The organism is Congzhengia minquanensis (genome assembly GCF_014384785.1).
Lineage (GTDB): Bacteria > Bacillota > Clostridia > UBA1381 > UBA9506 > Congzhengia > Congzhengia minquanensis.
In genome coordinates this window covers 586,898-601,013 of sequence record NZ_JACRSU010000001.1, presented here as the reverse complement: position 1 = coordinate 601,013, position 14,116 = coordinate 586,898, and the positions used below count along the sequence as shown (strand labels likewise).

General features: G+C 46.6%; 15 protein-coding genes. 11 read left to right on the top strand and 4 right to left on the bottom strand.

Features of this window, described 5'->3' with window-relative positions; translation table 11 throughout:
• Window positions 1-14: 14 nt before the first annotated feature.
• Window positions 15-1,922 carry a DNA topoisomerase (ATP-hydrolyzing) subunit B gene (gene gyrB, locus H8698_RS02765; RefSeq protein ID WP_177677827.1) on the bottom strand — a complete coding sequence of 636 codons (1,908 nt, stop codon included), beginning with the start codon at window positions 1,920-1,922 and terminating at the stop codon, window positions 15-17.
• Between the two features lie 226 nt (window positions 1,923-2,148).
• A complete protein-coding gene (gene spoVG, locus H8698_RS02760; RefSeq protein ID WP_177677828.1) occupies window positions 2,149-2,448 on the bottom strand; it encodes a septation regulator SpoVG in 300 nt (99 codons plus the stop codon).
• A gap of 161 nt (window positions 2,449-2,609) precedes the next feature.
• Here spoVG and murC point away from each other — a divergent pair, with 161 nt between their 5' ends.
• The 4 genes from murC (at window position 2,610) to H8698_RS02740 (ending at window position 6,744) form a co-directional block, all read left to right on the top strand.
• The gene (murC, locus tag H8698_RS02755) at window positions 2,610-3,998 is read left to right on the top strand and encodes a UDP-N-acetylmuramate--L-alanine ligase (RefSeq protein WP_249311084.1); all 1,389 of its coding nucleotides are present in this window, start codon (window positions 2,610-2,612) and stop codon (window positions 3,996-3,998) included.
• A gap of 145 nt (window positions 3,999-4,143) precedes the next feature.
• Complete coding sequence (locus H8698_RS02750) at window positions 4,144-5,016, top strand: helix-turn-helix domain-containing protein (RefSeq protein WP_249311083.1); 873 nt, start codon at window positions 4,144-4,146, stop codon at window positions 5,014-5,016.
• Complete coding sequence (locus tag H8698_RS02745; RefSeq protein ID WP_249311082.1) at window positions 4,997-5,683, top strand: nicotinamide mononucleotide transporter; 687 nt, start codon at window positions 4,997-4,999, stop codon at window positions 5,681-5,683. Before H8698_RS02750 ends, H8698_RS02745 begins: the two co-directional genes overlap by 20 nt.
• The gene (locus tag H8698_RS02740; RefSeq protein ID WP_249311081.1) at window positions 5,680-6,744 is read left to right on the top strand and encodes a sialidase family protein; all 1,065 of its coding nucleotides are present in this window, start codon (window positions 5,680-5,682) and stop codon (window positions 6,742-6,744) included. The genes H8698_RS02745 and H8698_RS02740 overlap by 4 nt, the downstream gene beginning before the upstream one ends.
• A gap of 45 nt (window positions 6,745-6,789) precedes the next feature.
• Here H8698_RS02740 and sigE read toward each other — a convergent pair whose 3' ends face one another.
• Together sigE and H8698_RS02730 are read right to left on the bottom strand one after the other, a co-directional pair.
• A complete protein-coding gene (gene sigE / locus H8698_RS02735) occupies window positions 6,790-7,497 on the bottom strand; it encodes an RNA polymerase sporulation sigma factor SigE (RefSeq protein WP_249311508.1) in 708 nt (235 codons plus the stop codon).
• A 29-nt stretch (window positions 7,498-7,526) separates the two neighbouring features.
• Complete coding sequence (locus H8698_RS02730; protein WP_249311080.1) at window positions 7,527-8,396, bottom strand: sigma-E processing peptidase SpoIIGA; 870 nt, start codon at window positions 8,394-8,396, stop codon at window positions 7,527-7,529.
• Between the two features lie 230 nt (window positions 8,397-8,626).
• Between H8698_RS02730 and H8698_RS02725 the strand changes: the two genes are divergently transcribed.
• From H8698_RS02725 to H8698_RS02695, 7 genes are all read left to right on the top strand, one after another.
• Complete coding sequence (locus tag H8698_RS02725) at window positions 8,627-9,598, top strand: glycosyltransferase family 2 protein (protein WP_249311079.1); 972 nt, start codon at window positions 8,627-8,629, stop codon at window positions 9,596-9,598.
• Window positions 9,579-10,064 (top strand): GtrA family protein, encoded by a 486-nt coding sequence (locus tag H8698_RS02720; RefSeq protein WP_249311078.1) that lies wholly within the window; start codon window positions 9,579-9,581, stop codon window positions 10,062-10,064. Before H8698_RS02725 ends, H8698_RS02720 begins: the two co-directional genes overlap by 20 nt.
• Window positions 10,065-10,066: 2 nt before the next feature.
• The gene (locus H8698_RS02715) at window positions 10,067-10,909 is read left to right on the top strand and encodes a fumarate hydratase (protein ID WP_249311077.1); all 843 of its coding nucleotides are present in this window, start codon (window positions 10,067-10,069) and stop codon (window positions 10,907-10,909) included.
• Window positions 10,910-11,200: 291 nt separating this feature from the next.
• Window positions 11,201-11,923, top strand: a complete 723-nt coding sequence (pyrH, locus tag H8698_RS02710) for a UMP kinase (protein WP_177679906.1) — start codon at window positions 11,201-11,203, stop codon at window positions 11,921-11,923.
• A 31-nt stretch (window positions 11,924-11,954) separates the two neighbouring features.
• Entirely contained in the window at window positions 11,955-12,500 is a 546-nt protein-coding gene (gene frr, locus H8698_RS02705) for a ribosome recycling factor (protein WP_177679907.1), read from the top strand.
• A gap of 21 nt (window positions 12,501-12,521) precedes the next feature.
• Window positions 12,522-13,280 (top strand): undecaprenyl pyrophosphate synthase, encoded by a 759-nt coding sequence (uppS, locus tag H8698_RS02700; RefSeq protein ID WP_249311076.1) that lies wholly within the window; start codon window positions 12,522-12,524, stop codon window positions 13,278-13,280.
• Window positions 13,281-13,291: 11 nt separating this feature from the next.
• Window positions 13,292-14,116, top strand: a complete 825-nt coding sequence (locus H8698_RS02695) for a phosphatidate cytidylyltransferase (RefSeq protein WP_249311075.1) — start codon at window positions 13,292-13,294, stop codon at window positions 14,114-14,116.

The following is a 14,116-nucleotide window of genomic DNA, read 5'->3' as shown; positions in this document are numbered from 1 at the left end:
TACAGTCCTTTCGGTTAAATGTCCAGGTTGTTTACATATTTCGCGTTCGCCTCAATAAATTCCCGCCGGGGCTCAACGTTGTCGCCCATTAAAATGGTGAAAATTTCGTCCGCTTTCACCGCGTCGTTCAGTTCCACGCGCAAAAGCGTTCTTTTTTCTGGATCCATGGTGGTTTCCCAAAGCTGTTCCGGGTTCATTTCACCAAGACCTTTATAGCGCTGAACCTTTGCGTCCTGCCCGATTTCGGCAAGGGCATCTTTTAGCCCCTCGTCGGTATAGGCATAAAGCTCTTTTTTGCCCTTATAGATCTTGTAAAGGGGAGGCTGTGCAATGTAAACATAGCCGTTTTCCACCAAAGGACGCATGTGGCGGAAGAAAAATGTCAGCAGAAGCGTTCTGATGTGAGAGCCGTCGACGTCGGCATCGGCCATTATAATGATTTTGTGGTAGCGAAGCTTTTCAACATCAAAGTCGTCGCCAATTCCGGCGCCCAGGGCCATAATAACCGGCTGTAGCTTTTCGTTTCCATAAACCTTGTCCAAGCGCGCCTTTTCTACGTTAAGCATCTTTCCCCAAAGGGGCAGAATTGCCTGAAATTCACGGTCGCGCCCCTGTTTAGCGGAGCCGCCGGCAGAATCACCCTCGACGATATAAATTTCTGTGTTTTCAGGATTTCTGTTGGCACAGTCTGCCAGCTTGCCTGGCAGGGTGGAGGACTCTAAAGCAGATTTTCTTCTGGTTAAATCCCTGGCTTTTCTTGCGGCTTCCCTTGCCCGGGAGGCAGTCAGGGCTTTGTCAATCACAATCCGCGCCACGGCGGGGTTTTCTTCTAAAAATGCGTCCAGCTTTTCGCTCATGGCAGAATCGGTCAGACCGCGAACCTCGCTGTTGCCCAGCTTGGTTTTGGTCTGCCCCTCAAACTGGGCCTCTAAAACTTTCACAGAAATAACTGCCGCCAGGCCTTCCCTGGCGTCGTCGCCGCTTAAGTTTTTGTCGCCGTCTTTCATCAGTCCGTGGCGTTTGGCATAGTCGTTAATAATGCGGGTTAATGCCGCCTTAAAGCCAATTTCATGGGTGCCGCCCTCGGTGGTGCAAATGTTGTTTGCAAAGCTAATAATGTTTTCAGAATATGCATCGGAATACTGCATGGCAACCTCAATCACCATGTCCTTTTGCTCCGCTTCAAAGTAGATAACCTCATCGTGGAGCACGGTTTTGTTCTTATTTAAAAACGCAACAAACTCTTTAATGCCGCCGTCATATTTCATGTCGGCGGTCTGTCCGTCGTCCCGCTTGTCGGTCAGCACAATGCGCAGGCCCTTGTTCAAAAACGCCTGCTCCTGAAGCCTGGTGTGCAGGGTTTCAAAATCAAACTCAAGGGTTTCAAAAATTTCACCGTCGGGCTTAAAAGTAACTCTTGTTCCCGTTTTATCCGTGTTGCCGATAATTTTTAAAGGCCCGCAGGAATGGCCCCGCTCATAGCGCTGAAAGTGAACATGTTCACCGTCAGACACCTCAACCTCTAAATATTCCGACAGCGCGTTTACAACTGACGCGCCCACACCGTGCAAACCGCCGGAAACCTTATAGCTTCCGCCGCCGAATTTTCCGCCGGCGTGCAAAATGGTGAACACAACCTCCACGGCGGGAATTCCCATCTTAGGCTGAATGCCAACCGGAATGCCGCGTCCATCGTCCACAACGGTGATGGAGTTGTCGCCGTTAATGTCAACATAAATATTTTTACAGTATCCGGCCAGAGCCTCGTCGATACTGTTGTCCACAATCTCATACACAAGATGGTGGAGCCCCCGTTCAGAAGTAGAACCTATGTACATACCCGGCCGTTTGCGAACGGCTTCAAGGCCTTCTAAGACCTGAATTTGGGAACCGTCATAGTTCGTATCTACTTTGATGTCCATGTTTTTGCCTCCTAAAAAATCAACTTAAAAATAGAATGTAACATTATAAAACAAACGTAAAAATAACGCTAAAAATAACTTATATTCATTATAACACAAAATAAGCCGAAAATCAAATTTTTTTAGAAAAAAAGAATGAAATAGTTTTTTGCGCCAAATTTTAAATAACGGCAAAAAAAATGTCCCGGTTCTAAAAAAGAAAACCGGGACGTTTTTCGGGGGAATTTTAAACAGTTGGATCTGCCGGCACCTCGGCCTGTTCTGTCTCTGTCAGCAGGGCGGACTGATATTTCTCCAAAATCGAGGTTTCTAAAGCGTCGCGCATTTCAGAGTTAATGGGGTGCGCAATGTCTTTATACTCGCCCTCGGGGGTTTTTCTGCTGGGCATGGCCACAAACAGCTTATCCGCGCCTTCAATGACCTTAATGTCATGTACCACCAAAGCATTGTCGAAGGTAACGGATACGATTGCTTTCATTTTTGATTCTAAATTGATTTTGCGAATTCTAATATCTGTAATATCCATGTGTCTTGCTCCTTTTGCTCAAATGTTGTTCTTATTTTTGGTGGAATGCCAAAAAATATACATAAATTAAAAAAAAGACTTTTATTTTCCATTAAAGTGATGTATAATATATAAAGTTAAAAAGTCTCTTTTATAGAAAGGGCGGAAAGGTATTAAAGCGAATGACGGAATTTGACCTGAGAAATATAGATAAATCAAAACCGGTGTTTTTTGTGGGGATTGGCGGCATTAGTATGAGCGCCTTGGCACACATTTTAAAAAACGACGGATACATTGTCCGCGGCTCCGATTTTAAAGAGAGCGAAACTACCCAGCAACTGCGGGAAATGGGCATTGCGGTTTCCATCGGCCACAGCGCGGAAAACGTTCGCGGTGCGGGACTGGTGGTTTACACCGCCGCGGTGAAAAAGGATAACCCAGAGCTTTTAGAAGCAGGCAGACTGGGTATTTTGGCAATTGAGCGGGCGCGGCTTTTGGGGGCCATGATGAAAAATTACAGTTATCCTGTGGCGGTGAGCGGCACCCACGGCAAAACCACCACCACCTCTATGTTGGCCCACATTCTATGCGGAGCAGGCTTAGATCCAACCATTTTGGTAGGCGGCGTGCTGCCGTTAATCGGCGGCAACATGCGGGACGGGGGAAAAGAATATTTTGTGACCGAGGCGTGTGAATATTGCGCCAGCTTTTTAAAGTTTTTCCCGCTTTACAGCATCATTTTAAACATTGAAGAAGACCATTTGGACTTTTTTAAGGATATTGACGACATTATCTCCTGCTTTCAAAAATTTGTTATGCGTCTGCCGGAAAACGGGGCGGTAATTGCCAATTTTGACGACGAAAACGTAAAATGTGCCGTTTCCGGCTCTGGCAAACGGGTGATTACCTATGGAATTGAGTGCGAAAACCCGGACTACACGGCGAAAAATATTACTTTTGATAAAACGGGATTTGCCGCGTTCGACGTGCTTCGAAACGGTGCGTTTTACTTTCAGGCAAAGCTCAACGTACCGGGCATGCACAACGTGAAAAATGCCCTGGCTGTGATTGCGGTTTCAGATTTGCTTGGCGTGTCGAAACAGGATATGCAAAAGGGCTTTTTGTCCTACAAAGGCACCAACCGGCGGTTTGAGCATAAAGGCGAGGTAGGCGGCGCCAAGGTCATTGACGATTATGCCCATCACCCCACAGAGGTGAAAGCCACCTTAAAAGCGGCAAGGGCTGTGGCAAACGGCAAAAAGGTTTGGTGCGTGTTCCAGCCGCACACCTACACCCGTTCCCTTGCTTTAAAGGACGAATTTGCAAAGTCCTTTTTCGACTGCGACGGACTGGTGGTTACGGACATTTATGCCGCACGGGAAAAGGATACGGGGCTGATTACCTCCGCCGATTTGGTAGATGTGATTAACAAAAACAGCGGTAACGCAACGTATATCAAAGCGTTTCAAGATGTGGCGGACTTTTTTAAAGAACGCGTCAGCCCAGGCGACTTAATTCTCACTATGGGTGCAGGTGACGTTTATAAAATTGGTGAATTACTGGTAAAGTAAAATGGGCGAAGCGCCCGGCACTTATTTCAGTGCCGGGCGCTTTTTTCGCATGGAAATATGACACATTTGATGAATCATGTCGCAAAACACACTTGAAGCGCGTGCCGGCGGGTGGTATAATCAAAACAGGCAGGAGGGGAGAGCAATGGACAAGGAGCTTATGATTGAAAGCGTGGATTTGGATTTTCCAGGAACGGCTTTCCGCGTGTATAAATTCTATCAAATTTCATCAGGTGCGGTTGCTGAACGAAGCATGCCGATTTTTCACCACCATTTGTTTTACGAGTTTCATTTTCTCACGAAAGGGGAATATGATTTTATTACCCAGGATAAAACAATTAAAATCTCCCAGGGTGAGCTGTTTATCATTCCGCCGGGCACGCGGCACTACACTTTTCAGCAGTCGGCGGAAACCGAAAGCATTGTTTTAAGCCTGACTATTGACGAAAAGCCAAAGGAAGAGGGCTTTTACGGCTATTTTAAAAAAAGCTTGGACGATGCGGCGCTCATGCCGGTTAAAGTGTCGGACAACTTAATGCAGAACTTTGCTCAGTTTGGAAGAATTACCAACTGCGCCAACATTAAAAACTATTGCTACATGAAGCGAATGGTCTGTGACATTTTGGTGGATTTGTTCGATATGCTGAACGGGTTTGATACTTGCAGTAAAAGCGGCGCGGCGGGCAAAAGTAAAAAACAAACGGAGCTTCTTTTGGAAAACTATGTGAACGACCCGGCGTTTACCCTTGCCGATATCGCAGAAAAACTGCACTATTCCCAGCGGCACGTGGCAAGAATGATTCAGAACAAATATGGCATGGCGCTGGGGGACGTTCGGAATTTGCAGATGGTGAAAACGGCCCGGCGGTATTTAGATGAAGGCTGTTCCGTTCAAAAGGCTGCGGAAATGGCAGACTTTAAAAGCACGGACACCTTTCGCAAATGCTTTAAAAAGTTTGAGGGCGTAACGCCTTCTGCATATAAAAGGAGGGTGGAGCATGACGGAAAAAACAGATAAAATGATTACAATCTTCTTAGTCGGCATCACCTTTATTTTAATAACAGCAACGGCTCTTATCTATTCTGAAGATGGTTTCATCATTGTTCCGCTGTATGTGTCTTTGGCAATTATGCTTTTGCAGTCTAAGGCAAACCGCTATGCGTTTTTGCTGGGCGGCATCAATTCGCTTTTATATGCTGGGGTGTATGCCTACACCGGGCTGTATGCCATGGCGGCTTATGCTGCGCTGGTTTCCTGCCCGCTGCAGTTGGTGACCTTTTTAAACTGGAGCAAACGGCCCTATGGCAACGCGACGGTTTTTAAAAAGTTGAGCTTGAAAAATAAGGTCATTCTTTTTGCATCGTTTGTGGTTTTGTGGCTTTTAATGTGGGCGTTTTTTTCGCTGTTTCACTCGGCCTACTTGCTGTTCGACAACACGGTTACCCTGCTGGGCATTGCGTCAACCGTTCTTTGCGCCCTGTCGTTTGTGGACTACGCATATCTGCAAATTGCAGGCGTTGGAATCAGCATTGTGCTTTACAGCCAAATGCTCCACACAAAACCAATTCAAATTACATATCTTATTTATAGCGTCTATGCGCTGGTTTGCTCCGTAAAGGCGCTTGGCAAAATGAACCGGCTTTATATAGAACAAAAGACAGAGGAAAGCGAGGCTGCGGCATGAAGAAAATTGGCAGAGAGGTTTTGTTTTTAACGGCGGGGGAGGGGAATCCCCGAAACGGTGAGGGCGCGTTTATCAGACTATCTGATGGCAGAATTCTATACGCATTTACCGAATACACGGGTGACAACTGGGAGGACCACTGCAGCGCAAGCATTGCAGGGATTTTTTCCGGTGACGAGGGAGAAACCTGGCATGGGAGGAAGGTTCTTTTAAAAGCGGATGCAGGAGCGTCGAACTATATGAGCGTATCTCTCCAACGTATGGATAACGGGGACATTGGTCTGTTTTATTTAAGAAAGGATAAGGAAACAGGCACCTGTAAACTTTACCTTTCGCGTTCGTGCGATGAAGCGGACACCTGGGGATCTCCGGTGTCCTGTATGGAGGAGGACGGCTATTTTGTCGTGAACAACGACAGGGTGGTAAGACTTAGAAACGGCAGGTTTTTGGTGCCTGCTGCACAGCATGCCATTTTAAAAAAGTGGGAACGTTTCGGCAAGGGCGAGCTAAACTTTTTTGCGTCAGACGACGATGGAAGAACATGGAGCAGGCTGCTGGACAAAAATATTCACATTCCCGCTGAGGAAAAAAGCACAACGGGCCTGCAGGAGCCGGGTGTGTTTCAGCTTGAAAACGGAGACATTTGGTGCTGGTTGAGAACGGGCTTTGGCTGCCAGTATGAATGTTTTTCAAAGAATAACGGCGCGGACTGGAGTGTGCCTGCGCCCAGCGAGTTTTTCACGTCGCCTGCTTCGCCTATGCAGGTGAAACAGGTGGGGGAGTTGGTCGTTTCGGTATTTAACCCCATTCCTAACTACACCACCCGGGACGAAACGAACACCTGGGGCAGAACGCCTTTGGTGTGTGCGGTGAGCAGGGACGGAGGGAAAAGCTTTTCGAACCTATTTTATTTGGAGGATGACCCTAAAAACGGCTATTGTTATCCAGCAATTTTTGAGGGAACGGGATATTTCCTTGTTGCTTACTATCATTCAAACAACAGCGGCGTATGTTTAAACAGCACCAAAATAAAAAAAGTTTTATTTAAGGAGCTGGCATAGCAAAACGAAAGCACCTGCCATTTTTGGCAGGTGCTTTCGTTTTGCTTACATAATGAGCTTTACAATTTCTTTTTTCAGCCGCTCAATAATCCGCTTTTCCAAGCGAGAAATGTATGACTGGGAAATACCCAGCATGTCGGCTACTTCCTTTTGCGTTTTTTCCTCCCGGCCCGAAAGGCCGAACCGAAGCTCCATAATCAGCCGTTCCCGGCTGGAAAGCCGCGATATGGCGGAAAGAAGAAGCTGTTTGTCAACCTCGTCCTCAATGTTTTTATAAACGTCATCGCTGTCTGTTCCTAAAATGTCCGAGAGCAAAAGCTCGTTTCCGTCCCAGTCGGTGTTTAAAGGCTCGTTAAGCGAAACCTCTGTTTTCTGATTGTGTATTTTTCTTAAAAACATTAAAATTTCGTTTTCGATGCAGCGAGAGGCATAAGTGGCCAGCTTAATGTTTTTGTCGGTGTTAAAGGTGTTAATGGCTTTAATCAGACCGATGGAGCCAATGGAAACCAAATCCTCCGTGGCAACGCCTGTGTTTTCAAACTTTCTTGCAACATAAACCACCAGCCGCAGATTGTGCTCAATCAGCTCTTTTCTTGCCTGCTCTCTGTTTTTACCTCCCAGCTCTTTTAAAAGACGGGCCTCCTCCGGCGCGGAAAGCGGCGGAGGTAAAATCTCGCTGCTTCCAATAAAATAGGTTTCGTCTGCTAAAATTGCCCGAATCCTGCCCAAAATGCGGGAGACGAGGCTTCTCATTCTTTCAATCAGTCGAAAAAACATTTGCGTTACATCCTTTCTGTCCGGTTAATGCATGTGGAATCGTTGGGAAGAATCATTCGGTAGCCGCCCTCTTTGTCTAAGGGCGTTTCGGAAATTCCGACAAATACGGAATCGCTCAGCGTAATTTCATCAGAAATGATTTTGTCGGGCCGAAATGCGAACAACCCCGCATTTCCATTGATACCATGACAGGGAATGTAAAGAAATTCCCCGGGATGCTTTGCAACACATTCTGAGAGGGTGCCGCCCGAAAAGAACGCGGAAACGGTTTGCCACTCTGCAACGAGCACGCTGTTTTGGGAAATGGGGTCCCGCAAAAAGTTGCCTGTGTCAAAAAGCGCGGTGTCAGTTACGCTTTTTCCATTTTTTTCTATGGTAACATTGTAAAGAAACTGCGCCTTAATGCGCTGTTTTTTCACATATCCTACAGCCAGATGAATTACTGTCACCGAAACCACAAAAATTGCCAGCATGGTATAGGCATTGATGTCCGCGTAGAATACGCCTGCGTTTACAGCAAAATTTATCTTTCCATACCGGTTTCCCAAAAACAGAACCGCAAAGCCAACGCCGCTTGTAACAAAGGAAACCAGATAAAACACGGCAATGTTTTTAAACAGAAACGCGGCGTTTCTTACGCCGTATGTAATTATCACCATGAAAAGCGATGTCAGAGCTGAAAGGGTAAAAATAAAAAACGTACCCAGGGGAATGAAAAACACAAACGCCGCATAAACCGCCCCGAGGGCGCTTGCCAGGCAGGTTTTTACGATACTTGGCCTTTTTTTCACAAACAGCGAGGTGATGCTCAGCAAAATATAATCTATGATAAAATTAATAATAAACAAAACGTCAACATAAACTTTAACAGTCATCTTTTTCCTTTCCCGCCTGCGTTTGGTATGCACGGCCCCATTTGCAGGCGGCGGGGGCCGCAGATGAAATGCTCTAAAATTAATTATACTCCCCTGTCCGCGGTTAAATTGTCATTTTGTGCTGTCGAACAAAAAAAAATTTGCGACACTTTCTGCAAACAAAAACCATTGAAAACGGGCCGGGTTTATGATATACTATTTTTAAGTTTTATTTTTTAGGAGGGTTTTGCATGTCGGTGCGCTATTCTGTGGTTGTTCCGGTTTATAATGAAGAAGCGGTGGCGCAAGAGTGCTATGTGCGGCTGACCAAGGTGATGGCTTCCCTCCGCGATGCGTATGAGCTCATATTTGTGGACGATGGAAGCCGCGATCAAACAAACGCTATTATATCCAATATTTGCAGGCAAGACAGCCATGTGCGCCTCGTTTCCTTTTCACGCAATTTCGGCCACCAGGCCGCTATCAGCGCGGGCATGGATTTGTCCTCCGGACAGGCGGTAATCATTATCGACGCAGACCTTCAAGACCCGCCCGAAGTTATTATAGAAATGGTAAAAAAGTGGAAAGAGGGCTACGATGTGGTTTACGGCCAGCGGGAAAAACGAAAGGGTGAAAGCGTTTTTAAAAAGGCCACGGCAAAGCTGTTTTACCGTTTTTTGTCCGCCCAGACCGACGTGGACATTCCCGTGGACACCGGCGACTTCCGCTTAATTGACCGCAAGGTGTGCGACGTGCTTTCCTCCCTCACAGAGAAAAACAGATATGTTCGGGGACTGGTGAGCTTTGCTGGCTTTCGTCAAACCGGCGTGCGCTACGTGCGGGACGAACGGTTTGCAGGTGAAACGAAATATCCGTTAAAAAAAATGATGAATTTTGCGGTGGACGCAACTACGTCCTTTTCCAAAAAACCGCTGAAGCTGGCCGGATATGTGGGTTTATTTCTGTCCATGGCAAGCTTTGTTTATCTGTTTATAACAATTTATTTAAAACTGTTTACACAAACAACCGTTTCCGGCTGGGCGTCAATCCTCTGTGTGTCGCTTTTTTTCAACGGCGTGGTTCTGATTATGCTGGGCATTATCGGGGAATATATCGGAAGGATTTACGACGAGGTGAAAAATCGGCCGCTGTATATTATTAAAGAAAAAACGGGCTTTCAACCCCGAAAGGACGAATTGAAAAATGGGGAAACAAATCAATAAACAGGGCGTGAAACAAGCCGTGCGGTTTTGTGTGGTGGGTTTTTTTAACACGCTGGTGGACTATGGGCTGTTCTTTGTGTTCATCTCTTTTGTAAACCTGCACAAAAGCATTGCGCAGGTGTTTTCCACGTCTGTCGCCATGTGCGGAAGCTATTTAATTAACCGCTACTGGACCTTTGGGCAAAGCGGACGGGGAAATTTCGGCGAAATTGTAAAATTCTTAACCATAAATTTGCTTGCCATGTTCTCGGTGATTTTGCTCACCCATCTATTTTACGACATTTGGCATTTGGAAAACCTTGTAAACGCCGCGCTGCGCGCTGCAGGCTCGGCCTTTGCGGCAGAAGGGGACATCGCCATTCTGCTGTGCAAGGCGGCGGCTTCGTGTTTTTCGTTAATGATTAACTTTTTCGGCAACAAGTTCTGGGTGTTCCGGGGCGGCCGGCAAACAGAAACGGAGGCGTAACCATGCGTACCATACATACCAAAGAAATTACAGAGACTGTGAAAAATCTCTGCATTGAAGCAAACATCTATTTAGGAAATGACATTAAAAATGCCATTTGCACTGCCAGAGAGCAGGAGCAGTCTGAAACGGCAAAAGTGATTTTAGAAAAGCTGGAGGAGAATATGCGCGTGGCAGAGGCCGAAAAAATTCCAGTCTGCCAGGACACCGGAATGGCCGTGGTGTTTTTAGATATTGGCCAGGATGTGCATGTTGACGGCGGGTTGCTGAAAGATGCGGTGAACGAAGGCGTGGCGCAGGGCTATACCGAAGGGTTTTTAAGAAAATCTGTGGTGACAGACCCCATAGAGCGCAAAAACTCCGGCGACAACACTCCAGCGGTAATTCATTACGACATTGTTCCCGGCGATAAGCTGAAAATTACCGTGGCGCCTAAGGGCTTTGGAAGCGAAAACATGGGGGCGCTGAAACTGTTAAAGCCGGCAGACGGCCTTGCCGGCGTGAAGGATTTTGTGCTGGAAACCGTAAAAAACGCCGGTGCAAATCCCTGTCCGCCCATTGTGGTGGGCGTCGGAATTGGCGGAACTATGGAAATGAGTACGCTTTTGGCAAAGCGTGCGTTGTTAGTTGAGCTTGACAAGCCAAACGAAAACCCGTTTTATGCGAGTCTGGAGCAGGAGCTTTTAGAAAAAATAAACGCATTGGAAATCGGCGTGCAGGGCTTTGGCGGCACAAACACGGCATTGGGCGTTAAGATTTTAACCTATCCAACCCACATTGCCGGCCTTCCCTGTGCGGTGAATATTAACTGCCACGTAACGCGTCATAAGTCCATTGTGCTGTGATTTACGTTATGTAAACCTGACTTTTCCACAATTTTACCTGTTAAAAAGGTATAATTCGGTGTATAGACAGGAAAAACCAGTGAATATCTGGAGATAATATTAAAAAAGTGTTAATAACCCTGTTGATAATGTGGATAACTTTATGACAAGGAAACAATATATGTGCGTTATGTTAACCTAAGCACAATTTAACCGAAAAAACTTAGAAATTTTACTTGAATATTGCACAAAAAACAGATATAATGAAAAAGGTAGATTTTGCAAAATTTAGTGAATACACGGAGGAACAAAATGAACCCAAAATACAAACGAATTCTTCTAAAGGTGAGCGGCGAGGCGCTGTCCGGCGGCAAGGGAACCGGGCTGGACACCGACACACTTGCTTCCATTGCTGCTGTGGTAAAGCAGTGCAGGGAAGCGGGGGTTGAAATTGCCATTGTTGTCGGCGGCGGCAACTTTTGGCGGGGGCGCACCAGCGAGGACATGAACAGAACCCGGGCCGATCACATGGGCATGCTTGCCACAGTGATGAACTCTTTGGCGCTGCAAAGCGCGCTTGAGGCTGCCGGCGTTCCCACCAGGGTGCAAACAGCCATTGAAATGCGCCAGATTGCAGAACCCTACATCCGCGGCAAGGCCATGAGCCACTTAACCTCGGGCAAGGTGGTTATTTTCGGCTGCGGAACGGGAAATCCTTTCTTTTCAACCGATACGGCGGCTGCTCTCCGGGCTGCGGAAATTGATGCGGAGGCAATTTTGCTTGCCAAAAACGTCGACGCGGTTTACGACAGCGACCCGGCTCAAAATCCCAACGCCAAAAGGTTTTCAAAGCTTTCATATAAAGAAGTTATTCACAGGGGCTTAAAGGTGATGGACACCACCGCAACCTCCCTTTGCATGGACAACGACATTCCAATTTTGGTGTTCGGAATTGCTCAGCCGGAGAACATTATTAAAGTGCTCTGCGGTGAAAATATGGGTACCATTGTTTCAAACGATGATGAAGTAAAATAAAGGAAAATACGGAAAGGACGGAACGATTCATATGTACGAAGATGTAAAACAAAAAATGGATAAAGCGGTTGCCGCAATGGAAAGCGATTTTGCGGGTATCCGCGCAGGCAGGGCAAATCCTGCAATTTTAGATAAGGTGATGGTAGACTATTACGGCACGGCTACACCGGTGGCACAGGTGGGAACCATTTCTATCCCCGACCCCAGAATGCTGATGATTCAGCCCTGGGACGCCAGCATTCTCCACGACGTTGAAAAGGCAATTCTGGCCTCTGACTTAGGACTTACTCCTAACAACGACGGAAAGGCCATCCGCTTAAATTTCCCTGCACCCACAGAGGAGAGAAGAAAAGAGCTGGTGAAATCTGTTTCCAAGCGTGCGGAGGAGGCTAAGGTGGTTATCCGTGGAATCCGCAGGGACGCAATCGACGCGTATAAGGCACAGAAGAAAAACGGCGAAATCACCGAGGACGATTTAAAGGATGCAGAAAACGGCATTCAGAAGGTGACAGACCAATATATTAAAGATATCGACGGTTTGGCAGACGGCAAATCGAAAGAAATCATGGAAATTTAAGTGTAAAAATTCATTGGCGGGGTGGTTTTCATTTTTAAGTTTTTAAAACGAAAAAAACAGGCGGCGTTTATTAACGAGGTTGACCAAGAAAACCTCCCCCGTCATGTGGGTATTATTATGGACGGCAACGGCAGGTGGGCAAAGAGTCGCGGCCTGCCTCGAAGCGCCGGGCACAGGGCCGGGGCGGCAACCTTAAAAAAAATAACCGAGTTTGCAAGCGATATGGGAATTCGCTATATCACGGCTTATGCTTTTTCGACAGAAAACTGGAAACGGCCCAAGGCGGAGATTGACGCGCTAATGGACCTTTTGTTGGATTATTTAAAAGACAAAAAGCTCTTAGAGGGCAACCAGGTGCGGCTGAAATTCATTGGCGACAGAAGCGTGTTAACCGATGAAATTAAAGAGCAGATGGAAATTGCAGAGGAGGAGTCCGCCGGGCGGGACAAAACCATTTTATATCTGGCAATTAACTATGGCGGTCAGCAGGAAATAACAAAGGCTGTAAGAACCATTTGTCAAAAAGCCGCCGCGGGGCAGCTTGACCCAGGCGGTGTTACGGAACAGACAATTTCAGAAAATTTATATACGGAAATCCCCGATGTGGACTTAATTATCCGCCCCAGCGGGGAATTTCGCTTAAGCAACTTTCTTTTGTGGCAGTCGGCCTACAGCGAATTCTGGTTTTCCAACATCAACTGGCCCGACTTTTCGGAAAAGGATTTTACACAGGCAATTTTAGACTATCAAAACCGGAACAGACGGTTTGGCGGAATTTAAGGGGTGATTTTTTGGCTTGGTCAAAACTGAAAACGAGGCTGGTCAGCGCGGCAATTTTGGTAGTTGTTTTGCTGATTGTAACCTTTGCCCCGGAATGGGTATTTACGCTGGCGGTCAGTGCCGCCTGTTTTGTTGTTCTTCATGAGATTATGGTGACGTTTAAACAGGAAACAAAGCTTTCCATCGTCATTATTGATTATATTTTCGCAGGGCTTTATATGCTCTCCGGTTTCCTCCGCATGGACACAGGCAACCAGGTAATTTATATGATTACCATTTTCTTTGTGATGACGCTGTTGATTTTTTCCGTGGTGGACCACAGAGAAATTAACTTTAACGACGTGTGCGCCTCGCTGTTTTTGGTGCTCTATTCGGTGGTGTTTTTAATCCATCTGTCGTTCATTCGGCACATGGAAAACGGACTTGCCCTTGTGTTTTTAGCTTTTATCGGCGCGTTTTTACCCGACACTTCGGCATATTTTGCCGGCAATCTGTTTGGCGAGCACAAGCTAATTGAGGCAGTTAGCCCAAACAAAACCGTTGAGGGAGCAATTGGGGCTGTGGTTGGCGCTGTGGTTTCATTTACCATTTACGGCGTTATTTTATGGATGTTAGATTTTAATGTACATTTTCCGAGACTTTTGCTGCTGGCCTTAATTTGCGGTGTAGTGGCCCAGTTCGGCGACCTTTCTGCATCGGTAATGAAACGGGCGTATAAAGCAAAGGACTTTGGAAAACTCATTCCCGGCCACGGCGGCTTGGTAGACCGGATTGACAGTTTAATTTTCGTCACTCCGGTTGTGTATTATTTTATTACATACTTTCCAGTAATATGA